The following is a 17,416-nucleotide window of genomic DNA, read 5'->3' on the forward strand; positions in this document are numbered from 1 at the left end:
CTCTCGCCTGGGGAACAGGATCGCAGAAAGCACAGCACCAATGGTAAGAGAAAAACGTCCCGCGCCGCGCCTGCCGCCGCTGCCGGCAGCAGCGCCCGCCACGCCGGAAGAAGCCGCCGCCAAGAAGGCTGCGCGCGAGCAGAAGGATGCCGAGGTCCGCGGCGTCGCATCGATCGCCGGGATGCGCGAGGCGATCAAACGGGCGGCGCGCAGCCTGCCCGTGCTGGCCGAGGTGCCGCGCGTGAAGCGCCTGGACGCCGCGGCCTTCCGGGCGCGCGCCATGGGGGGCCTGCCCTTCATCATGACCGGGGTGGTCAACCGCTGGCCCTTGCTCGCCCTGACCCTGGACGAGCTGCGCGAGCGCTACGGCGACTTGCGGGTGCGCGCCAGGGTGGGCGACTACATCAACACCGCCTTCCATCCCGACCGGGCGATGCAGGACATGTCGCTGGGCGAGTACCTGGACCTGAGCGCTGCCCCCGGCGAACTCCCGCCATATGTCGGCAACCTCGAGCTGCGCGAGCTGAACCGCATGTGCCACTGGCCCGCCTGTTTCGACAAGATGGGGCCGCCGCGCTTCTGGATCGGTCCGGAGCGCACCATGACGCCGCTGCACTGCGACTACGACGACAACATCTTCGCGCAGGTCTGGGGAACCAAGCGCATCTTCCTGGCGCCGCCCCACCACGACGAATTCCTGTATCCGAGCGAAGCCAATGCCATCCTGTTCGGCTCCCCGGTGGATCCGGAGGCGCCGGATTACGAACGCTTTCCCTTGGCGCGCCAGGCCGCGCTGGTCGAATGCATCGTCAGTCCGGGTGAGATGCTGTATGTGCCGGCCGGGTGGTACCACCAGGTGCGGGCCCTCAGCTTTTCGCTGTCGTCGAATCGCTGGGCGCGTGGCGTGCCGCTGGCGCTGGGGGGCGACTGCTCGCAGCAGGCTTAATGCACGTTGCGCGCGTACGCCGTGAAATGCTCGGCGCTGATCGCGTGCTGGTACAGGAAGCCCTGGTACATGAAGCAGCCGGCATCCGACAGGAACTGGCGCTGGCCCGGTGTCTCCACGCCTTCGGCAATGACCTGTAATCCGAGGCTGTCGCCGAGCGCGATGATCGAGCGTACGATCGAGGCGTCGTTCTGGTCGGTGAGGACGTCGCGCATGAAGGACTGGTCGATCTTGAGCTGGTCGAGCGGCAGCTTGCGCAGGTAGGCCAGCGACGAATAGCCGGTGCCGAAATCGTCGAGCGAGAAGCTGATGCCGCGCTGCTTGAGCATGCCCATCGTGAGCGCGGTCTGGGTGAAGTCGCTGACCACCAGGCTTTCGGTCAGCTCGAGCTTGAGACTGGACGGCTGCACGCCGGTCTGCTCGAAGATCTCCGCCAGCATCGGCACGAAATCCGGCTCGGTGAACTGGCCGGCGCTGACATTCACCGACAAGGTCAGCCCGGCGGTGTCCGGGAAGCGCTGCCAGCGCGCCAGCTCGGTGCAGGCGGTGCGCAGCACCCAGCGCCCGATCTCGATGATCATCCCGCTTTCCTCGGCGGCGTGGATGAACTCCGCCGGGTACAGCAGGCGGCCGTCCGGCAGGCGCCAGCGCAGCAGCGCCTCGGCGCCGATCACGCGGCTGCTGCGGTCGAGCTGCGGCTGGTAGTGCAGCACGAATTCGCTGTCGCGCAGTGCGCGCCGCATGCCGTTTTCGAGCTCGGCCCGCGCCGACCATGCGGCCTGGATCGCAGGGTCGTGGAAGCGGTAGGTGTTGCGTCCGCAGGCCTTGGCCTGGTACATCGCGGCGTCGGCCTGGCGCAGCGTCGATTCGACCGTGTCCACGGTGCCGCACATGGTCGCCACGCCCACGCTCACCGACACCGAATACATCATCTCGGCCAGCTGGAAGGGCGCGGCCATCGCGGCCACCACCTTGGCGGCCACCGTCTCGGCCTGCGCCGCCGCGCCTTCGCGCGTGTCTTCGACCGGCTGGATCAGGATCACGAACTCGTCGCCGCCCAGGCGCGCCACCATGTCGGCTTCGCGCACGCAGTGCTCGAGGCGGCGCGCCACCGCCTGCAGCAGCATGTCGCCGGCCGCGTGGCCCTGCGAGTCGTTGAGGTATTTGAACTTGTCGAGGTCGCAGAACATCAGGGCGCCGCACTTGCGCGTGCGCGCGCTGCCCAGCAGGGCGCGGCGCAGGTGGTCGAGCAGGCTGGCGCGGTTCGGCAGGTCGGTCAGGGCGTCGAAGAAGGCGAGGCGGTAGATCTTCGCTTCATTGTGCTTGCGTTCGCTGATATCGGTGCTGATCACCAGGATCTTCTGCTGGGCGCCCAAGGTCGCGTCGGCGCCGAGCAGGGTCCAGCGCGTGTCGGTCTCGATGCATGCGCCGTCGCGCCGCATGTGGGAGAGTTCGCCCGACCATTCGCCGGTGGCGAGCGTGGTCTCGTAGGCGGCGTGGTAGGCCGGAAGGTTCTCGCACAGAAGCTCGCTGAATTTCTTGCCGCGCGCCTCAGTGGCACTCCACCCATACAGCCGCTCGGCGCCGCTATTCCAGTAGGAGATGCGCGAATTCATGTCCATTGCCACAATGGCGTCGCGGGCGCGCTGCAGGTAGGATGCCTGTTCGCGCACCAGCATGTCGGCATTGCGCACCCGGGTGAAGTCGAACAGCAGGCCCTCGAGTACGTGGCTGACCCCGTGCGGCACGGCCGAACCCTGTTCACACACCCATTTCAGGTCGCCATTCGCGCAGCGGATGCGGTAGGTCAGCTGGAATTCGCCGCCATCCTGTATGGCCGCAGCGATGCCGCGTTCCACCCCATGGCGGTCTTCGGGGACGATGATGTTAGCGTAGGAAAGCCCGGGGCGGGCCATGAAGGCGGCGGCAGGGTAGCCGGTGAGGCGCTCGATCCCATCGCTGACGAACTCCATCGTCCAATCGCAGTCGTTCAGGCAACGATAGGCCGCACCTGGCAGGTTGCGGAGCAGCAGCTCAAGGGAAAGCGCAGGCGCGTTTTCCATGGCTTGCGAATGCGGTCCATCGAGCGCGCTCATCGGGCCTCGCGAAGTGGTCGTTGAAACGTCTAGTTATGTGTGGCTGGTAAGTATCGTACCGCAAATGAGAGCAGTATTGACAGCACTCGCTTGAAATCCGTAAATTACTTGTTGTAATGAAGCCAGAATCACCGGATGTGGCAAGGCCGCCAGCACTTGCTGGCGGCGAGGAGGAGAATCAGAACGCGGCGATGCCGGTCTGGGCACGGCCGAGGATCAGCGCGTGGATGTCGTGGGTGCCTTCGTAGGTGTTGACCACTTCGAGGTTGACCATGTGGCGCACGATGCCGAACTCGTCCGAGATGCCGTTGCCGCCAAGCATGTCACGGGCGACGCGGGCGATGTCGAGCGACTTGCCGCAGGAATTGCGCTTCATGATCGAGGTGATCTCGACGGCGGCGGTGCCTTCGTCCTTCATGCGGCCCAGGCGCAGGCAGCCCTGCAGGCCCAGGGTAATCTCGGTCTGCATGTCGGCCAGTTTCTTCTGCACCAGCTGGTTGGCGGCGAGCGGCTTGCCGAACTGGTGACGGTCGAGCACGTACTGGCGCGCGGTGTGCCAGCAGTCTTCGGCCGCACCCAGCGCGCCCCAGGCGATGCCGTAGCGTGCCGAGTTCAGGCAGGTGAACGGACCTTTCAGGCCGCGCACGTCCGGGAAGGCGTTCTCTTCCGGGCAGAACACGTTGTCCATGACGATTTCGCCGGTGATCGAGGCGCGCAGGCCGAACTTGCCGTGGATGGCAGGGGCCGACAGGCCCTGCATGCTCTTGTCCAGCACGAAGCCCCGGATCGCGCCTTCGTCGTCCTTGGCCCAGACCACGAACACGTCGGCAACCGGCGAATTGGTGATCCACATCTTGGAGCCAGTAAGGCTGTAGCCGCCGTCCACTTTACGGGCGCGGGTGACCATCGAGCCCGGGTCGGAGCCGTGGTTCGGCTCGGTCAGACCGAAGCAGCCGATCCATTCGCCGGTGGCCAGTTTCGGCAGGTATTTCTGTTTGGTGGCTTCGTTGCCGAACTCGAAGATCGGCACCATCACCAGCGAGGACTGCACGCTCATCATCGAGCGGTAGCCGGAGTCGACGCGTTCGACTTCGCGCGCGATCAGGCCGTAGGCAACATAGTTCATGCCCGGGCCGCCGTACTCTTCAGGAATGGTCGGGCCGAGCAGGCCGAGCTCGCCCATTTCGCGGAAGATCGAGTTATCCATGCGCTCATGGCGGAAGGCCTCGAGGATGCGCGGCTTCAGCTTGTCCTGGCAGTAGGCGGCGGCAGCGTCGCGCACCATGCGTTCCTCATCGGTCAGCTGGCTGTTCAGCAGCAGCGGGTCATCCCAGTGGAAGGCGGCTTTGCGGGGCGAATCGGAACGGTTCATGGGGATCATCCTGTCTCGGTAAGTTCTTGTATCTTGAACGTAAGGCGCACGGGCATGGCCACGGGCTGCGCACAGTCTGGCCATTATAGGGAAGGAGGCGGCGCCGCATCTTTTGAAATGGCGACAATGATTTTCATTTTTGGCCGGGGCGCGTAGCCCGGGGCGCGTAGCCCGGGGCGCGCAGCCCGTCGACAGCGGCGCCCGGCACGGAACCGGCTACTGGCTGAACGACACCGCCTGGGCGAGGCCGGCATTGCGCAGGCGCGACATGTCCCGCGTCGGCGTGTTGCCGAAATGGCGGGCGTATTCGCGGCTGAACTGCGAGGCGCTGACATAGCCGACCCGCTGGCCGGCCAGGTTCGCATCCATGCCGGTGGAGAGCATCAAGCGCCGCGCTTCCTGCAGGCGCAGGGTTTTCTGGAATTGCAATGGGCTCATCGAGGTCAGCGACTTGAATTGCCCGTGCAGCGAGGACGGGCTCATGTGGGCGAGCCCGGCCATGTCGTCGATGCGGATCGGCTGGTCGAAGTTGGCGCGGAGCCAGGCCACTACCTTGCCGATACGGCGCGTTTCGATCCGGCCAAGCTGGGCCAGCCGGGCGCCGAAGGGGCCGCGCAGCAGCCGCAGCATGATTTCCTCGGTGGCCAGCGGCGCCAGCAGCGGGGCGTCGTCCGGCGTCGATGCCAGCGCCAGCAGGCGCGCCGCGGCGTCGACGATCGCTTCGCCCGCCTGGGCCACGTATACGGCCCGCCCTTCGCGTACGGGCGGCACGCCTTGCGGCCATGCTTTCAGGATCAGCTCGGCAAGCCGCTCCTGGTCGAAGTCGAGCCGGAACGAGAGGTAGGGTGCGGCCACGCTGGCTTGCCTGATCATCGCAGCAATCGGCAGGTCGAGCGAGAAGATCATCATGCGGGAAGGGTCGTAGTCGTAGGACTCGCCGCCGAGCATGACGGTCTTTGCGCCCTGCGCGACGATGCACAGCGCAGGCCGGTGCAGGCCATGGACCAGTTCGGTGCTGGCAGTCGAGGTGCGGATGGCGTGCACACCGGGAATGCAGGTCTCGAATGAGCCGTCGTACGGCGCGTTGGCGGCGAGCAGCGTGGCCAGGCGCGCCAGCGGGTTGCCTGGCGCGCCCGGGATAACAAGGGGCGGGACAAGGGTGTTCATGATGGTATCGGAACAGGATACATCATTGCCTTGTCCATGATTCAGGCCGCGTGGTCGGTCGAGCGCGACAGCGCGGACAAGGCAGTCAGCTCGGCGCGCCTGGCATCGATCGCGCCCGTCGCCATCGCCAGTGCGTCGCTGCCTGCCAGGAATTGGCGCGGCGGTTCGGCCATGCCGGCCAGGCGCACCACCGCGGCAGCCAACTTGGCCGGGTCACCGGGTTGCTTGCCCTTGTAGGCGCCATAGGCCGCTTCCACCGAGCCATGGGACGCGTAATCGTCGATCACTTTCTGGCCATAGCGCACCGAGCTCTGGTCGAGGAATTCGGTACGGAAAAAGCCCGGCTCGACCACCGTGACCCTGATGTCGAACTTGGCGACTTCCAGTGCCAGCGAGGCGGACAGGCCTTCGATCGCGTACTTGGTGGCGCAGTAGACCGAGGCGCCGTCGAAGCCGGTGACGCCGGCGATCGAACTGATATTGATGACATGGCCGGAGCGCTGGCTGCGCATCACCGGCAGCACGGCCCGCAGCACATGCATGACGCCATACACGTTGACGCCGAACTGGCGCTCGATCTCGGTGGTCGACACTTCCTCGAAATTGCCCAGCAGGCCGTAGGCCGCATTGTTGACCAGCACGTCGATGCGTCCGAAGCGCGCGACCGCCGCCTGCACGGCCTGTGGCGCATGCGCCTCGTTGGCGACGTCGAGTTCGACCAGTGCGACCTGGCCGGGATTGATCCCGCCGAAGGTATCCCGCAGCTGCGCCAGGTTGCGGCCTGCCGCAACGACATGATCGCCGGCGGCAAGGGCAGCGTGGGCGATCTCGGCGCCGATGCCGCGGCCCGCGCCCGTAATGAACCAGACTTTACGCATGATGTTCTCTCCAGGTGATGCCACGTGAGTGGCGTTAAGGTGGAGAGAATGGTAGGACGTGTGCCGCCCGCGGACTTGCCTGAAACTCCAGGGAGCTGGCGTATTCCTGCAGGTGTGCTCAGCCGGTCTTGCCGAAGCGGCCGCCATGGAACAGCAGCGCGGCCTGCGGGTGCACGGCGCATTGCTCGACCTCGCCGACGAAGATGACGTGGTCGCCTTCGGGGTAGCGGCTGCGGTTATGGCATTCGAACCAGGCCGAGACGCCCTTCAGGATCGGCTGGCCAGTGCGCGAGAGCTCGTAATCCACGCCCTCGAATGGGTTGTCGGTGCGGCGCGAGAAGCGCATGGCCAGCTCTTCTTGCCCGGCGGCGAGGATGTTGATGACGTAATGCGAGTTGCCGCTGAAGATAGGCAGGCTGTTGGCGCCGGCGCCGAGGCTCCACAGCACGAGCGGAGGCTCGAGCGAGACCGAGTTGAAGGAACTGGCGGTCAGGCCGCGGAAACTGCCGTCGGCAAGGCGCGTGGTGATGACGGTGACACCGGTGGCGAATTGCGACAGCGCATGGCGGAAATGCGCCGAATCGAAACCGCGCGACGCGGCGTGGGGGGCACGTGTATTCATTGGAACCTTGAAGGATGGCGCCATTATGCCACTGTCGGGCCCCGGGCCGGTTCCGTATCCCTGCTGCACTGCAGAGGGAGCGGGTTTGCGTTACATTATGAGCTATCAAAACTGACAAACCAAGGTGTGTGATGAGCGAGCAAACAGCAACCGAAGTGGCCATCCTGGGCGGCGGGTGCTTCTGGTGCCTGGAGGCGGTCTACCTGGAAGCGCGCGGCGTGACCCGGGTCGAATCGGGCTATATGGGCGGGCACGTGGTGAACCCGAGCTACGAGCAGGTGTGCGCGGCCACCACCGGCCACGCCGAAGTGGTGCGGGTGGAGTTCGACCCCGGCGTGATTTCCTACCGCGACATCCTGGAGGTGTTCTTCACCATCCACGACCCGACCACCCAGGACCGCCAGGGCAACGACGTCGGGCCGCAATACCGTTCGGTGATCTTTACCACCTCGCCCGAGCAGGAAGCGACCGCGCGCAAGGTGATGGCCGAGATGGCCTCGGTGTGGGACGCGCCGATCGTCACCCAGTTGTTGCCGCAGGAGACCTGGTACAAGGCCGAGGACTATCACCAGAACTATTTCGCGCAGCACCCGTTGCAGGGGTACTGCGCGTTCGTGGTGGCGCCGAAGGTGGCGAAATTCCGGAAGACGTTTACGGAGCGGCTCAAGTAGGGCGAACGTTGCCTGGCCTGATACCATAGCGTGGGCAGGTTTCCTGCCCACGCGGTGAATCGGCGAGATCATCGTTTGCAGCTCAGCACCCGATAACTATCACCGCGTGGGCAGAATCTGCCCACCCTACGATGATCGTGGTATTCAACCGCCAGGGTGCAGTTGTCAGGGGTACATGTAATTGCGTGACCACGGTATCGCCTCCGCATCCCCACCCGCCTTGCCGCACACGATCTGGTACAAACTGATCCTGTCATGCGCGAACGCATACGCGCAGCCGGCCAGGTACAGATGCCAGATGCGGAAGCGCTTCTCGTCGGTCAGCGTCCGGATATGCTCGGCATTGTTCTCGAAATTGTCGGTCCAGAGTGCGCAGGTTTTCGCGTAATGGCGCCGCAAATTTTCCACGTCGCGCACTTCCAGGCCGCCTTCCTGCATCGCCTGCACCACCGTGGCGAGGTGGGCCAGTTCGCCGTCGGGGAAGACGTATTCGTCGATGAAATCGCCACCGCCATACGGCGTTGCGCTGTTGTCCGCATTGGTGGTGGTGATCCCGTGGTTCATCACGACGCCCCCTGGCGCCAGTAATTTGTCCACTTGTAAAAAATACGCCTTCAGGTGCTGCACGCCCACGTGCTCGAACATGCCGACGCTGGTGATACGGTCGAACTGCCCTTTCACGTCGCGGTAGTCCTGCAGCCGGATCTCGACCTGATCCTGCAGCCCGGCGCGCGCGATCCGTTCGCGTGCCAGCGCCGCCTGGTTTTCCGAGAGCGTGACGCCGACGCAGCGTGCCCCGAACTGCTGCGCCGCGCGCAGCACCAGTGCGCCCCAGCCGCAGCCGATGTCGAGCAAGGTCTGGCCGGGCCGCACGTCGATCTTGCGCAGGATGTGGTCGATCTTTTTTTGCTGGGCCGTGGCCAGGTCCTCCATGCCGTTTTCGAAATAGGCGCAGGAATAGACCATGCCGGGATCGAGCCAGGCGCTGTAGAAATCGTTGGAGACGTCGTAGTGGTAGCGGATCGCTTCGGCGTCTTTTTCGCGCGTGTGCGGGGCACGGGGGAAGCCCAGGCGCAGGGCATCGGCGAAGCGGTTGCTTGATCCGGCCAGGTTGGCAGCCAGGGTGTTGCCGACGCTGATGATGTCGGCGGCGCGTCCCTTGATGTCGATGGCGCCTTCGACATAGGCCCGTCCCAGGCTGTAGAGCGAGGGCGAGCGCAGGTAGCGCAGGGCGGAGCGGTCGGGCACGCGGATGGTCACGCGCGGCGTAGCGACGCCCGGAGCGGCACCGCCCGGCAGCTCGGAGGAAAATTCGAGCTGCCGGCCATCCCACAGCTCTACCCGCAAGGGCAGGGACAGCTTGTTACGCAGGCCTGAACTCCAGGCCGACAACATCATCTGTTCGAACACGATCCACCTCCGGCATTGAAGGCCGGCTGCAGTGTCGTGCTGCGACCGGCCTTACGGTTGCAAACGCAGGCGCGTCCAGCTGCCGTCTTCCTGCCGCTCGTAGACGATGCGGTCGTGGAAGCGCGAGCGGCGTCCCTGCCAGAACTCCAGGCGCTCGGGCACGAGGCGGAATCCGCCCCAGTTGCCAGGTCGTGCCGGATCCTCGCCAGCCTGCCGCGCGGTGGCGTCAAAGTTCTCTTCGAGTTCGGCGCGGCTGCCGATGGGAGCGCTCTGTTGCGAGGCGATGGCCGACAGGCGGCTTTTCAGTGGCCGGCTGCGGAAATACCGGTCGCTTTCCTCGGTAGACGTGCGCTCCACGCGTCCTTCAATGCGAACCTGGCGTTCGAGTTCACTCCAGAAGAATAGCAAGGCTGCATGTGGATTATTTTGCAACTCCTCAGACTTTCGACTGTTATAGTTTGTGTACCAGGTGAAGCCGCGCTCATCGAATTGCTTGACCAACACAATGCGCGAACTTGGCCGCCCATCGAGGCCCACGGTGGCCACCGACATCGCATTCGGCTCGTTCACCTCGGCCTTCAAGGCCTGCTCGAACCACTGCGTGAACTGCAGCATCGGGTCGTCCATCACCTCGTTTTCGTTCAGGCTGGCCTGGCCGTAATCCTTGCGCAGGTCGGCCACCGCCTCGCCGACGGAGGAGGCACCGGCTGGGGCTTCGCCGATGCCGCGACGCGCCTGCATCGCCTTGCCCAGTTGCGCCATTTGTTGCGGGCTGAACAGGCGCATGGCCATCGGCGCCATCGTGCTTTCTTCTCGGTCCATGTGGGAAGAATAGCGCTGGCTGAAGCGCTGCACCGCGCTGGCCGACAGCACGCTTGACCTGCCTTCGGCAATCGCCACCAGCTGCTCGTGCAAGTCCTGCCACAGCGCATCCATATCCTTGTGGTCCTGCAGGATCACCGGCGCCAGCGCCTGCAGCGTGGCGGCGTCCTCGCCCTGGGCCACGGCGCGCAGCATCGGGATCAGGTCCTGCTCTTCGTCCTCATGGTGCAGGTGGGCCGCCTTGTCGAAATATTTCAGCACCGCCGCTGCCGCCTGGCGCGCCTGCTCGTCGGCGCCGAACTCCGGCAGGTGGGCCAGCAGCTTGTCGAGGGTGGCGAGCTGCTTGCGGATGCGTCCATGGCAATGCTTGAGGACGGCGATCGGCTGGTCGAAATCGGGGGCGGTTTCGTGGGGGAGTTGGGTCATGGGGCGTTTTGTTAACAGGCGAGAATAATTTGATTGACGAGAAGTTATTTTAGTGCAGATGCGAAACGATCGTCCGTTAAAATGGCGGGATGACGCTTACCGACACCCCCGCTTTCGCAGCCACCCTCAACGATGAAGTCGACTTCGCGCGCCGCTTCGGCGGGATTGCGCGCCTCTACGGCGAGCGTGCACTCGAACGCTTCCGCGCGGCGCACGTTTGCGTGATCGGCGTCGGCGGCGTCGGCTCCTGGATCGTCGAGGCGCTCGCCCGCAGCGCGGTCGGCCACCTGACCCTGATCGACCTCGATAACGTGGCCGAATCGAACATCAACCGCCAGCTGCAGGCGCTCACCTCGACCATCGGCATGGCGAAGATCGAGGCCTTGAGGGAGCGCATCGCGCAGATCAACCCGTTCTGCAAGGTGACCCTGGTCGAGGATTTCATCGACCCGGCGAATATCGAGGCGATGGTGGCCGGCAAGGGGTTTGACTATGTGGTCGATGCCATCGACGGCGTGAAATCCAAGGCGGCCCTGATCGCCTGGTGCAGCGCCAACGCGATGCCCCTGATCGTCATCGGCGGCGCCGGCGGGCAGGTCGACCCGACCAAGATCGAAGTGCGCGACCTGGGCCGTACCGAGCAGGAGCCGCTGCTGAAAAAGGTGCGCAAGCTGCTGCGTTCGCAGTACGGCTTCGCCCGCGGCGAGAAGAACAAATACCACATCGACGCCGTGTTCTCGATGGAGCCGCTGCGCTATCCGGACAGCGGCGACGCCTGCGCGGTCGACCCGAACGGCGTCACCGGCCTGAACTGCGCGGGCTTTGGCTCGAGCATGGTGGTGACGGCAACTTTCGGGATGGTGGCTGCCGGGCACTTGCTGCGCAAGCTGGCCGATGCGGCAAGCGCCGAGCCGCTTGAGAGCGCGCAACTGGAAACTGTGCAAGCGGAAGAGGCCTTGCTATCATAGGATCAGTTAATGATCTTTTGATTGGAAGAGCCCCTATGATCCGTCGTACCGCATTTGCCGCCCTGATGCTGGTGGCCACCGCAGCCAGCGCCCAGGACACCACCGCCCAGGACGCGTCCAAGCCGACTACCCAGCCTGCGCCCGAGCAGCAAACCGTGCCACAGGCAACCCAGCCGCAGGCAGCGCCACAAGCTGCACCGACCCTGCCGCCGCTGCCGACCCCGCAGGTCGAGATCGTCGACCGCGTCGTCGGCAAGGGCAAGGAAGCCACGCTTGGCAGCAATGTCGTCGTCAACTACACCGGCTGGTTCCACAAGCCGCTGGCGCCGAAGCAGCGCGGCCGCAAGTTCGATTCCTCGCTCGACGCCGGCCGCGAGCCGCTCGAGTTCCAGCTGGGCGCGGGCCGCGTCATCAAGGGCTGGGAGCAGGGCGTGGCGGGCATGAAGGTAGGCGGCAAGCGCACCCTGATCATCCCGAGCGCGCTGGCCTACGGCAAGCGCGGCGCCGGCAACGGCGAGATCCCGCCGGATGCGGATCTGATCTTCGACGTGGAACTGCTCAACGTTAAGTAAGTCCACCAAATCATGAGCTTGTGAAAAAAACTCCAGGGCAAGGCGCATCGTCGCTGCGGCGGACCGCGAAGACCGTACGCTAGTACGGCGAGACGAATGCAACGCAGCCATGGAGGAATTTTCCACAAGCTCCAAGGGAGAATGGTATGCGAATTGCAAACGATGTCACTGAGCTGATCGGCAACACCCCCCTGGTCCGGATCCGCAGGCTGGCGCAGGGCGCCGGCGCGGATATCCTTGGCAAGCTCGAATACCATAATCCCGCACACAGCGTGAAAGACCGCATCGGCCTGGCCATGATCGAAGCCGCCGAGCAGGCCGGGCTGATCAAGCCCGATACCGTCATCGTCGAACCCACCAGCGGCAACACCGGCATCGCGCTCGCGATGGTGTGCGCCGCACGTGGCTACCGCTGCAAATTGGTGATGCCCGAAACCATGAGCAGCGAACGCCGCATGCTGCTGCGCGCCTATGGCGCCGAGCTGGTGCTGACCCCGGGCAGCGAAGGCATGCTGGGCGCGATCCGCCGCGCCGAAGAGCTGGTGGCATCCGACCCGACCTATTTCATGCCGCAGCAGTTCAACAATCCGGCCAACCCGGACATCCACCGCCGCACCACCGCCGAGGAAATCTGGGCGGACACCGACGGCAAGGTCGATATTCTCGTGGCCGGCGTCGGCACCGGCGGCACCATCACCGGCGTGAGCGAGATCATCAAGTCGCGCAAGCCGGGCTTCCAGGCGATCGCCGTGGAGCCGGAAGCCTCGCCGATGCTCTCGAAAGGCAGCAAGGGCCCGCACCCGATCCAGGGCATCGGCGCCGGCTTCGTGCCGCAGGTGCTCAATACCCATGCCTACGACGAAGTCATCACCGTGAAGAACGAAGATGCTTTCGAAACGGCACGCGCCGCGGCGCGCGAGGAAGGGCTGCTGGTGGGGATTTCATCGGGAGCTGCCCTGTGGGCGGCGATCCAGGTGGCGCGCCGGCCCGAGAACGCGGGCAAGCTGATCGTGACGATCATTCCGTCGTTTGGGGAAAGGTATTTGAGTACGGCGCTTTACGCGAATCTGGCGGGGTGATTGCGCGCGCTAGCTTGACGCAACGAACTTGGATCCCGGCCTTCGCCGGGATGACGTGCTGATGATATAGGCCTAACGGTAACTCCAGCGCTAATCACCTGCCCAAAAACCGTCGTTCCGGCGAAGGCCGGAACCTAAGTTCGTGGCCTACCCCTAGCCTAACCGCAATCAGTGCGCATGCGCGTGTTCATCATGATGATGCCCATGCCCATGCCCCTCCAGCGCACAATCATGATGCGTCGTGCCTTCCTCCACCTGCAGCGTGCAGTGGTGGATGCCGAAATCGCTCCTCAGCCCGGCCACCATCGCATCGAGCACGCCGTCTCCCGGGTACCCGCCCGGCATCACCACGTGCGCCGTGAGCGCGTTCTCGGTCGTGCTCAGGGCCCAGATGTGCAGGTCGTGCACTTCCTTCACGCCCGGCTGGCCGGCCAGGTAGCCATGCACCGCGCCGGCGTCCACGCCGGGCGGCACGGCAGCCATCGACAGCTGCACCGATTCGCGCAGCAGCGACCAGGTGCCGAGCACGATCACCACCACGATCACCAGGCTCACTGCCGGGTCGATCCACGCCCAGCCGGTGCTCATGATGACCAGGCCCGAGATCACCACGCCCAGCGACAGCGCCGCATCGGCCGCCATGTGCAGGTAGGCGCCGCGCAGGTTCAGGTCGCCCTTGCTGCCGGCCAGGAACAGCCAGGCCGAGAAGCCGTTGACCACCACGCCGATTGCCGCGACGATCGACACCGTCATGCCCTGCACTGGCGCCGGTTCGGTGAAGCGGTGCACGGCTTCCCAGGCGATGGCGCCGCAGGCCACCATCAGCAGCAGGCCGTTGCCCAGCGCCGCCAGGATCGACGAGCCGCGCAGGCCGTAGGTGTAGCGGCCATGCGGAGCGCTTTTCGCCAGCACCGCGGCGCCCCAGGCCAGCATCAGGCCCAGCACGTCGGACAGGTTGTGGCCGGCGTCCGCCATCAGGGCGGTGGAGTGAGCGATGAAGCCGTAGACGAATTCGATGACGACGAACAGTGCGTTGACGCCGATCGCCAGCGCAAAGGCGCGCCCATTGCCGGCCGGGTCGGGCATGTGGTGGTGGTGGCCGAAGCCATGCGAATGGCCATGGTCGTGGTGATCGTGATCGTGGTGGTCGTGTTTGTGGTCGCTCATGCGTCCATCCCGGTGGCTGGTTCGGCGATATGCTCGAACATGTTGGCGAGCAGGCTGCTGATGTGGGCATCGGCGGCCGAGTAGAAGACCTGCTTGCCCTGGCGTTCGGCCTTGACGATGCGGGCCGCGCGCAGCAGGCGCAGGTGATGGCTGACCAGGGAACTGGACAGCACGAGCGAGGCGGCGATGTCGCCCACCGCGGTCGGCTGCGCCAGGCAGGCCAGCACGATGCGCAGGCGGGTGGCGTCGCCGAGCAGGTGGAACAGGTCCGCCAGCTCCTCGACCGCGCCAGCGCCGGGTTCGAATTCAGGATTGTGGGTCATCGGTTCGGCCATATCGTTAAACATATGAAGAGTTGTTCATATGTTAGTCCAAATTGGCGGACGCGGCAAGCGCCGCGTCAACCCAGGCTTATTGCCGGATCAATTGCCCATCACTGTCGCGCAGCTCGGCCGCTCCCAGCCCCAGCGGCTTCAGCTGCGGCAGGATACGCTTGCTGTCGCCCACGGCGACCACGATCATCCGCTCCGGGTCCAGGTGCTTGCGCGCCGCTTCCTGCACCTGCGCGGCGGTGACCGAGGCAATCTGGCTGGGCAGGCGGGTGTAGTAGTCCATCGGCAGCCCGTACAGGAAAATCTCGGCCAGGCTGGCGCCGATGTCGGCATTGGTCTCGAACTGTCCCGGCAGCGACAGCACCTGGGCATCGCGCGCTGCGGCGAGCTCCGCCGGCGGCAGCGCCGCATCGCGCATGGCCTTCACTTCGCGGAAGATCTCGCGCACCGAGGCGCCGGTGGCGTTCTGCTGGACGCTGCCGGCGATGACGAAGGGGCCCGGCGTGCGGTCGTAGCGGAACTCCGAAAACACGCCATAGCTGTAGCCCTTGGTCTCGCGCAGGTTGTTGTTCAGGCGGCTGGAGAACATGCCGCCCAGCGCGCCGTTCATGACCTGCAGCGACGCGAAGTCCGGGGTGTCGCGCGCGACGCCGATGCTGGTCACGCGCAGCACGGTCTGGCCCGCCTCCGGGTGGTCCACCACGATCAGGCGCGCGCTGGTGCCGCTCGGTACGCCCGGGTTGCCTCCGGGGGCGACGGCGCCGGCCCATGCGCCGAAGCGCGCCTCCACCAGCGCCTTCAGTTCGCCCACTGCGATATCGCCCGACACCACCAGCGCCGCATTTTCGGGTACGTAGTGGCGGCGCCAGAAGCCGGCCAGGTCGTCGCGCGTGGCGCTGCGGATCGCCGGCTCGGTACCGAGCTGGCCATAGCCCTTGGGGTGCTTGCTGCCATATAGCGCGCCGGCGCCGGCCACCGAGGCCACGCTCTCGGGGTCGTCGCGCTGCTGGATCAGTTCACCGATGCGGTCGGCGCGCTGGCGCTCGATTTCGGCGACCGGGAAGGCCGGGCGCTGCACGATATCGGCCAGCACGTCCAGCGCCGGGGCGAAGGTCGAGCGCAGCGACAGCAGCGAGACGATCGAGGCGTCGGCGCTGGTGCCGGTTCCCAGGAAGGCGCCGAGCTGCGCGATTTCGTCGGCGATCTGCGGCGCGCTGCGCGTGGCAGTGCCTTCTTCGAGCATCTGCGCGGTGAAGCCGGCCAGGCCGGGCAGGGCGCTTGGGGCGGCGGCGCTGCCGCTACGCACCACCAGCTGGGTCGAAACCAGCGGCAGCGCCGGATTGTAATGGTGGATCAGGGTGAGGCCGTTGGCCAGCCGGAACGACGCGCCCTGCGGCAGCGTGAAGGCCGGGGCCGGACCAGCTTTCGGCGCCTGCGCGCGCCATGGCTCGGGCGCATTGATGCCGCCGCTGTCGCCGCTGCCGGCTTTCGGCGGCTTGGGGGCGCGCGGGTCGTTCACGACCTGCTTGCCGGGCAGGCCCGTAACGACCGCGCGCGCCTGCTGGCCGAGGTAGCTGCGCACGGCGCGCTGCACGTCCGCCGGGGTCACGCGGCGCAGGCGCTCCAGGTCTTTCGCCAGGTAGCCCGGGTCGCCGGTGTACTGGTTGTAGTGGTTGAGCTGGTCGGCCAGCCCGTCGCCGCCCAGCTTGTCGATGGAGCTCAGCAGCGCAGTTTCCAGGCTGTTGCGGGCGCGCTCCACTTCGCGCGCGGTCGGCCCCTGTTCGCGCAGCAGCGCCAGCTCGGCATCGACCGCCGCCTCGAGCTCGCGCGCCTCTACCCCGCTGCGCGCAGTGACGTCGATGACGAAGGTCGAAGTGAGGCCATACGAATTCTGCGAAGCGCCGACTTCCTGCGCGATCTGGCGTTCGTACACCAGCTTCTTGTACAGGCGGCTGGCCTTGCCGCCGCCGAGGATCTCGGCCGCCAGCGCCAGCTCGGCGTCGCCGGCGTGGTAGGCGGGCGGTGTGAGCCAGCCCATGAACACGCGCGGCAGCTCCACCCGGTCGCGTACCACCACGCGCCGTTCGCTGGTGATCGGCGGGGTGACGATGCTTGGGCGCGCCACCGGCGGGCTGCGGCGCAGGCTGCCGAAGTACTTCTCGACTAATGCACGCGCTTTCGGCTTGTCGATGTCGCCGGCGATCACGAGGCTGGCGTTGTTCGGGCCGTAGAAACGCTCGAAGAAGTCGCGCACGTCCTTGAGCCGCGCATTCTGGATGTCGGCGTGCGAGCCGATGATGGAGGCGTGATAGGGGTGGTTCTTCGGGAACAGGGCTTGTGCCAGTGCTTCCTCGACCACGCCATAGGGCTCGTCCTCGACCGTCTGGCGGCGCTCGTTGCGCACCACGTCCTGCTGGTTGGTGAGCGCCTTCTGGTCCAGCACGTCGAGCAGGTAGCCCATGCGGTCGGCGTGCACCCACAGCGCCAGCTCCAGCTGGTTCGAGGGTACGGTGTCGTAGTAGCTGGTGCTGTCATAGCCGGTGCCGCCATTGCTGTCGGTGGCGCCGGCGCCTTCCAGCAGGCGGTCGGCCATGCCGCGCGGGACGTGGCGGGTGGCGTTGAACATCATGTGCTCGAACAGGTGGGCGAAGCCGGCCAGGCCCGGGGTCTCGTTGGCGGGGCCGACGTGGTACCAGAGGTTGACGGCCACGATCGGCAGGCGCTTGTCTTCGACCAGGATCAGCTGCAGCCCGTTGGCGAGGGTGGTTTTTTCGAAGGCGATGGTCGGCAGCGGCGTGGCGGCAGGCTGGGCCTGCGGGTCCTGGGGAATTGCGGTCATGAGTGTGATAAGCAGGGTGAAACGAGCAAAAAATAGGTGGGAAGGCATG

15 protein-coding genes are annotated in these 17,416 nt (G+C 65.8%); 5 read left to right on the forward strand and 10 right to left on the reverse strand.

Annotated elements, in window-relative coordinates:
- Nucleotides 1–40: 40 nt before the first annotated feature.
- The gene (locus tag HGB41_RS19725; RefSeq protein ID WP_171087637.1) at nucleotides 41–946 is read left to right on the forward strand and encodes a cupin-like domain-containing protein; all 906 of its coding nucleotides are present in this window, start codon (nucleotides 41–43) and stop codon (nucleotides 944–946) included.
- On the opposite strand, the gene HGB41_RS19730 is transcribed toward HGB41_RS19725, so the two are convergent.
- From HGB41_RS19730 to HGB41_RS19750, 5 genes are all read right to left on the reverse strand, one after another.
- The gene (locus tag HGB41_RS19730; protein WP_229423124.1) at nucleotides 943–3,042 is read right to left on the reverse strand and encodes a putative bifunctional diguanylate cyclase/phosphodiesterase; all 2,100 of its coding nucleotides are present in this window, start codon (nucleotides 3,040–3,042) and stop codon (nucleotides 943–945) included. The genes HGB41_RS19725 and HGB41_RS19730 overlap by 4 nt on opposite strands.
- Before the next feature lie 178 nt (nucleotides 3,043–3,220).
- Nucleotides 3,221–4,414, reverse strand: a complete 1,194-nt coding sequence (locus tag HGB41_RS19735) for an acyl-CoA dehydrogenase (RefSeq protein WP_171087639.1) — start codon at nucleotides 4,412–4,414, stop codon at nucleotides 3,221–3,223.
- Between the two features lie 216 nt (nucleotides 4,415–4,630).
- A complete protein-coding gene (locus HGB41_RS19740; protein WP_171087641.1) occupies nucleotides 4,631–5,581 on the reverse strand; it encodes an AraC family transcriptional regulator in 951 nt (316 codons plus the stop codon).
- Nucleotides 5,582–5,622: 41 nt separating this feature from the next.
- Nucleotides 5,623–6,459: an SDR family NAD(P)-dependent oxidoreductase gene (locus tag HGB41_RS19745; RefSeq protein ID WP_171087643.1), complete on the reverse strand. Its 837-nt coding sequence runs from the start codon at nucleotides 6,457–6,459 to the stop codon at nucleotides 5,623–5,625.
- A gap of 118 nt (nucleotides 6,460–6,577) precedes the next feature.
- Complete coding sequence (locus tag HGB41_RS19750) at nucleotides 6,578–7,081, reverse strand: flavin reductase family protein (protein ID WP_171087645.1); 504 nt, start codon at nucleotides 7,079–7,081, stop codon at nucleotides 6,578–6,580.
- Nucleotides 7,082–7,212: 131 nt separating this feature from the next.
- Here HGB41_RS19750 and msrA point away from each other — a divergent pair, with 131 nt between their 5' ends.
- Entirely contained in the window at nucleotides 7,213–7,752 is a 540-nt protein-coding gene (gene msrA, locus HGB41_RS19755; protein WP_171087647.1) for a peptide-methionine (S)-S-oxide reductase MsrA, read from the forward strand.
- 165 nt (nucleotides 7,753–7,917) lie between these two features.
- On the opposite strand, the gene HGB41_RS19760 is transcribed toward msrA, so the two are convergent.
- Both HGB41_RS19760 and pdxH read right to left on the reverse strand, forming a co-directional pair.
- Nucleotides 7,918–9,162, reverse strand: coding sequence for a class I SAM-dependent methyltransferase (locus tag HGB41_RS19760; RefSeq protein WP_371868558.1), 1,245 nt, complete (start codon nucleotides 9,160–9,162; stop codon nucleotides 7,918–7,920).
- Between the two features lie 51 nt (nucleotides 9,163–9,213).
- Complete coding sequence (pdxH, locus tag HGB41_RS19765) at nucleotides 9,214–10,410, reverse strand: pyridoxamine 5'-phosphate oxidase (RefSeq protein WP_171087649.1); 1,197 nt, start codon at nucleotides 10,408–10,410, stop codon at nucleotides 9,214–9,216.
- 89 nt (nucleotides 10,411–10,499) lie between these two features.
- Between pdxH and tcdA the strand changes: the two genes are divergently transcribed.
- The 3 genes from tcdA (at nucleotide 10,500) to cysK (ending at nucleotide 13,029) form a co-directional block, all read left to right on the forward strand.
- The gene (gene tcdA / locus HGB41_RS19770; RefSeq protein ID WP_171087651.1) at nucleotides 10,500–11,378 is read left to right on the forward strand and encodes a tRNA cyclic N6-threonylcarbamoyladenosine(37) synthase TcdA; all 879 of its coding nucleotides are present in this window, start codon (nucleotides 10,500–10,502) and stop codon (nucleotides 11,376–11,378) included.
- Between the two features lie 35 nt (nucleotides 11,379–11,413).
- On the forward strand, nucleotides 11,414–11,950 hold the full coding sequence (locus HGB41_RS19775; RefSeq protein ID WP_171087653.1) for an FKBP-type peptidyl-prolyl cis-trans isomerase: 537 nt from the start codon (nucleotides 11,414–11,416) through the stop codon (nucleotides 11,948–11,950).
- Between the two features lie 146 nt (nucleotides 11,951–12,096).
- Nucleotides 12,097–13,029 carry a cysteine synthase A gene (gene cysK, locus HGB41_RS19780; protein ID WP_171087655.1) on the forward strand — a complete coding sequence of 311 codons (933 nt, stop codon included), beginning with the start codon at nucleotides 12,097–12,099 and terminating at the stop codon, nucleotides 13,027–13,029.
- Nucleotides 13,030–13,197: 168 nt separating this feature from the next.
- Here cysK and HGB41_RS19785 read toward each other — a convergent pair whose 3' ends face one another.
- The 3 genes from HGB41_RS19785 to HGB41_RS19795 form a co-directional block, all read right to left on the reverse strand.
- Entirely contained in the window at nucleotides 13,198–14,196 is a 999-nt protein-coding gene (locus HGB41_RS19785; RefSeq protein WP_171087657.1) for a cation diffusion facilitator family transporter, read from the reverse strand.
- Nucleotides 14,193–14,519: an ArsR/SmtB family transcription factor gene (locus HGB41_RS19790; RefSeq protein ID WP_171087659.1), complete on the reverse strand. Its 327-nt coding sequence runs from the start codon at nucleotides 14,517–14,519 to the stop codon at nucleotides 14,193–14,195. Before HGB41_RS19790 ends, HGB41_RS19785 begins: the two co-directional genes overlap by 4 nt.
- A gap of 88 nt (nucleotides 14,520–14,607) precedes the next feature.
- Entirely contained in the window at nucleotides 14,608–17,367 is a 2,760-nt protein-coding gene (locus tag HGB41_RS19795; protein WP_229423125.1) for a M16 family metallopeptidase, read from the reverse strand.
- Nucleotides 17,368–17,416: the final 49 nt, after the last annotated feature.

Origin of the sequence: Telluria aromaticivorans (assembly GCF_013003915.1) — a bacterium.
Classification (GTDB): domain Bacteria; phylum Pseudomonadota; class Gammaproteobacteria; order Burkholderiales; family Burkholderiaceae_D; genus Telluria; species Telluria aromaticivorans.

Coding starts and splice junctions, on each gene's coding strand:
- cysK (WP_171087655.1), top strand. CDS start 12,097: ATGCGAATTGCAAACGATGTCACTGAGCTGATCGGCAACACCCCCCTG.
- pdxH (WP_171087649.1), bottom strand. CDS start 10,410: ATGACCCAACTCCCCCACGAAACCGCCCCCGATTTCGACCAGCCGATC.
- HGB41_RS19790 (WP_171087659.1), bottom strand. CDS start 14,519: ATGACCCACAATCCTGAATTCGAACCCGGCGCTGGCGCGGTCGAGGAG.
- HGB41_RS19785 (WP_171087657.1), bottom strand. CDS start 14,196: ATGAGCGACCACAAACACGACCACCACGATCACGATCACCACGACCAT.
- msrA (WP_171087647.1), top strand. CDS start 7,213: ATGAGCGAGCAAACAGCAACCGAAGTGGCCATCCTGGGCGGCGGGTGC.
- HGB41_RS19730 (WP_229423124.1), bottom strand. CDS start 3,042: ATGAGCGCGCTCGATGGACCGCATTCGCAAGCCATGGAAAACGCGCCT.
- HGB41_RS19740 (WP_171087641.1), bottom strand. CDS start 5,581: ATGAACACCCTTGTCCCGCCCCTTGTTATCCCGGGCGCGCCAGGCAAC.
- HGB41_RS19750 (WP_171087645.1), bottom strand. CDS start 7,081: ATGAATACACGTGCCCCCCACGCCGCGTCGCGCGGTTTCGATTCGGCG.
- HGB41_RS19745 (WP_171087643.1), bottom strand. CDS start 6,459: ATGCGTAAAGTCTGGTTCATTACGGGCGCGGGCCGCGGCATCGGCGCC.
- tcdA (WP_171087651.1), top strand. CDS start 10,500: ATGACGCTTACCGACACCCCCGCTTTCGCAGCCACCCTCAACGATGAA.
- HGB41_RS19775 (WP_171087653.1), top strand. CDS start 11,414: ATGATCCGTCGTACCGCATTTGCCGCCCTGATGCTGGTGGCCACCGCA.
- HGB41_RS19735 (WP_171087639.1), bottom strand. CDS start 4,414: ATGAACCGTTCCGATTCGCCCCGCAAAGCCGCCTTCCACTGGGATGAC.
- HGB41_RS19795 (WP_229423125.1), bottom strand. CDS start 17,367: ATGACCGCAATTCCCCAGGACCCGCAGGCCCAGCCTGCCGCCACGCCG.
- HGB41_RS19725 (WP_171087637.1), top strand. CDS start 41: ATGGTAAGAGAAAAACGTCCCGCGCCGCGCCTGCCGCCGCTGCCGGCA.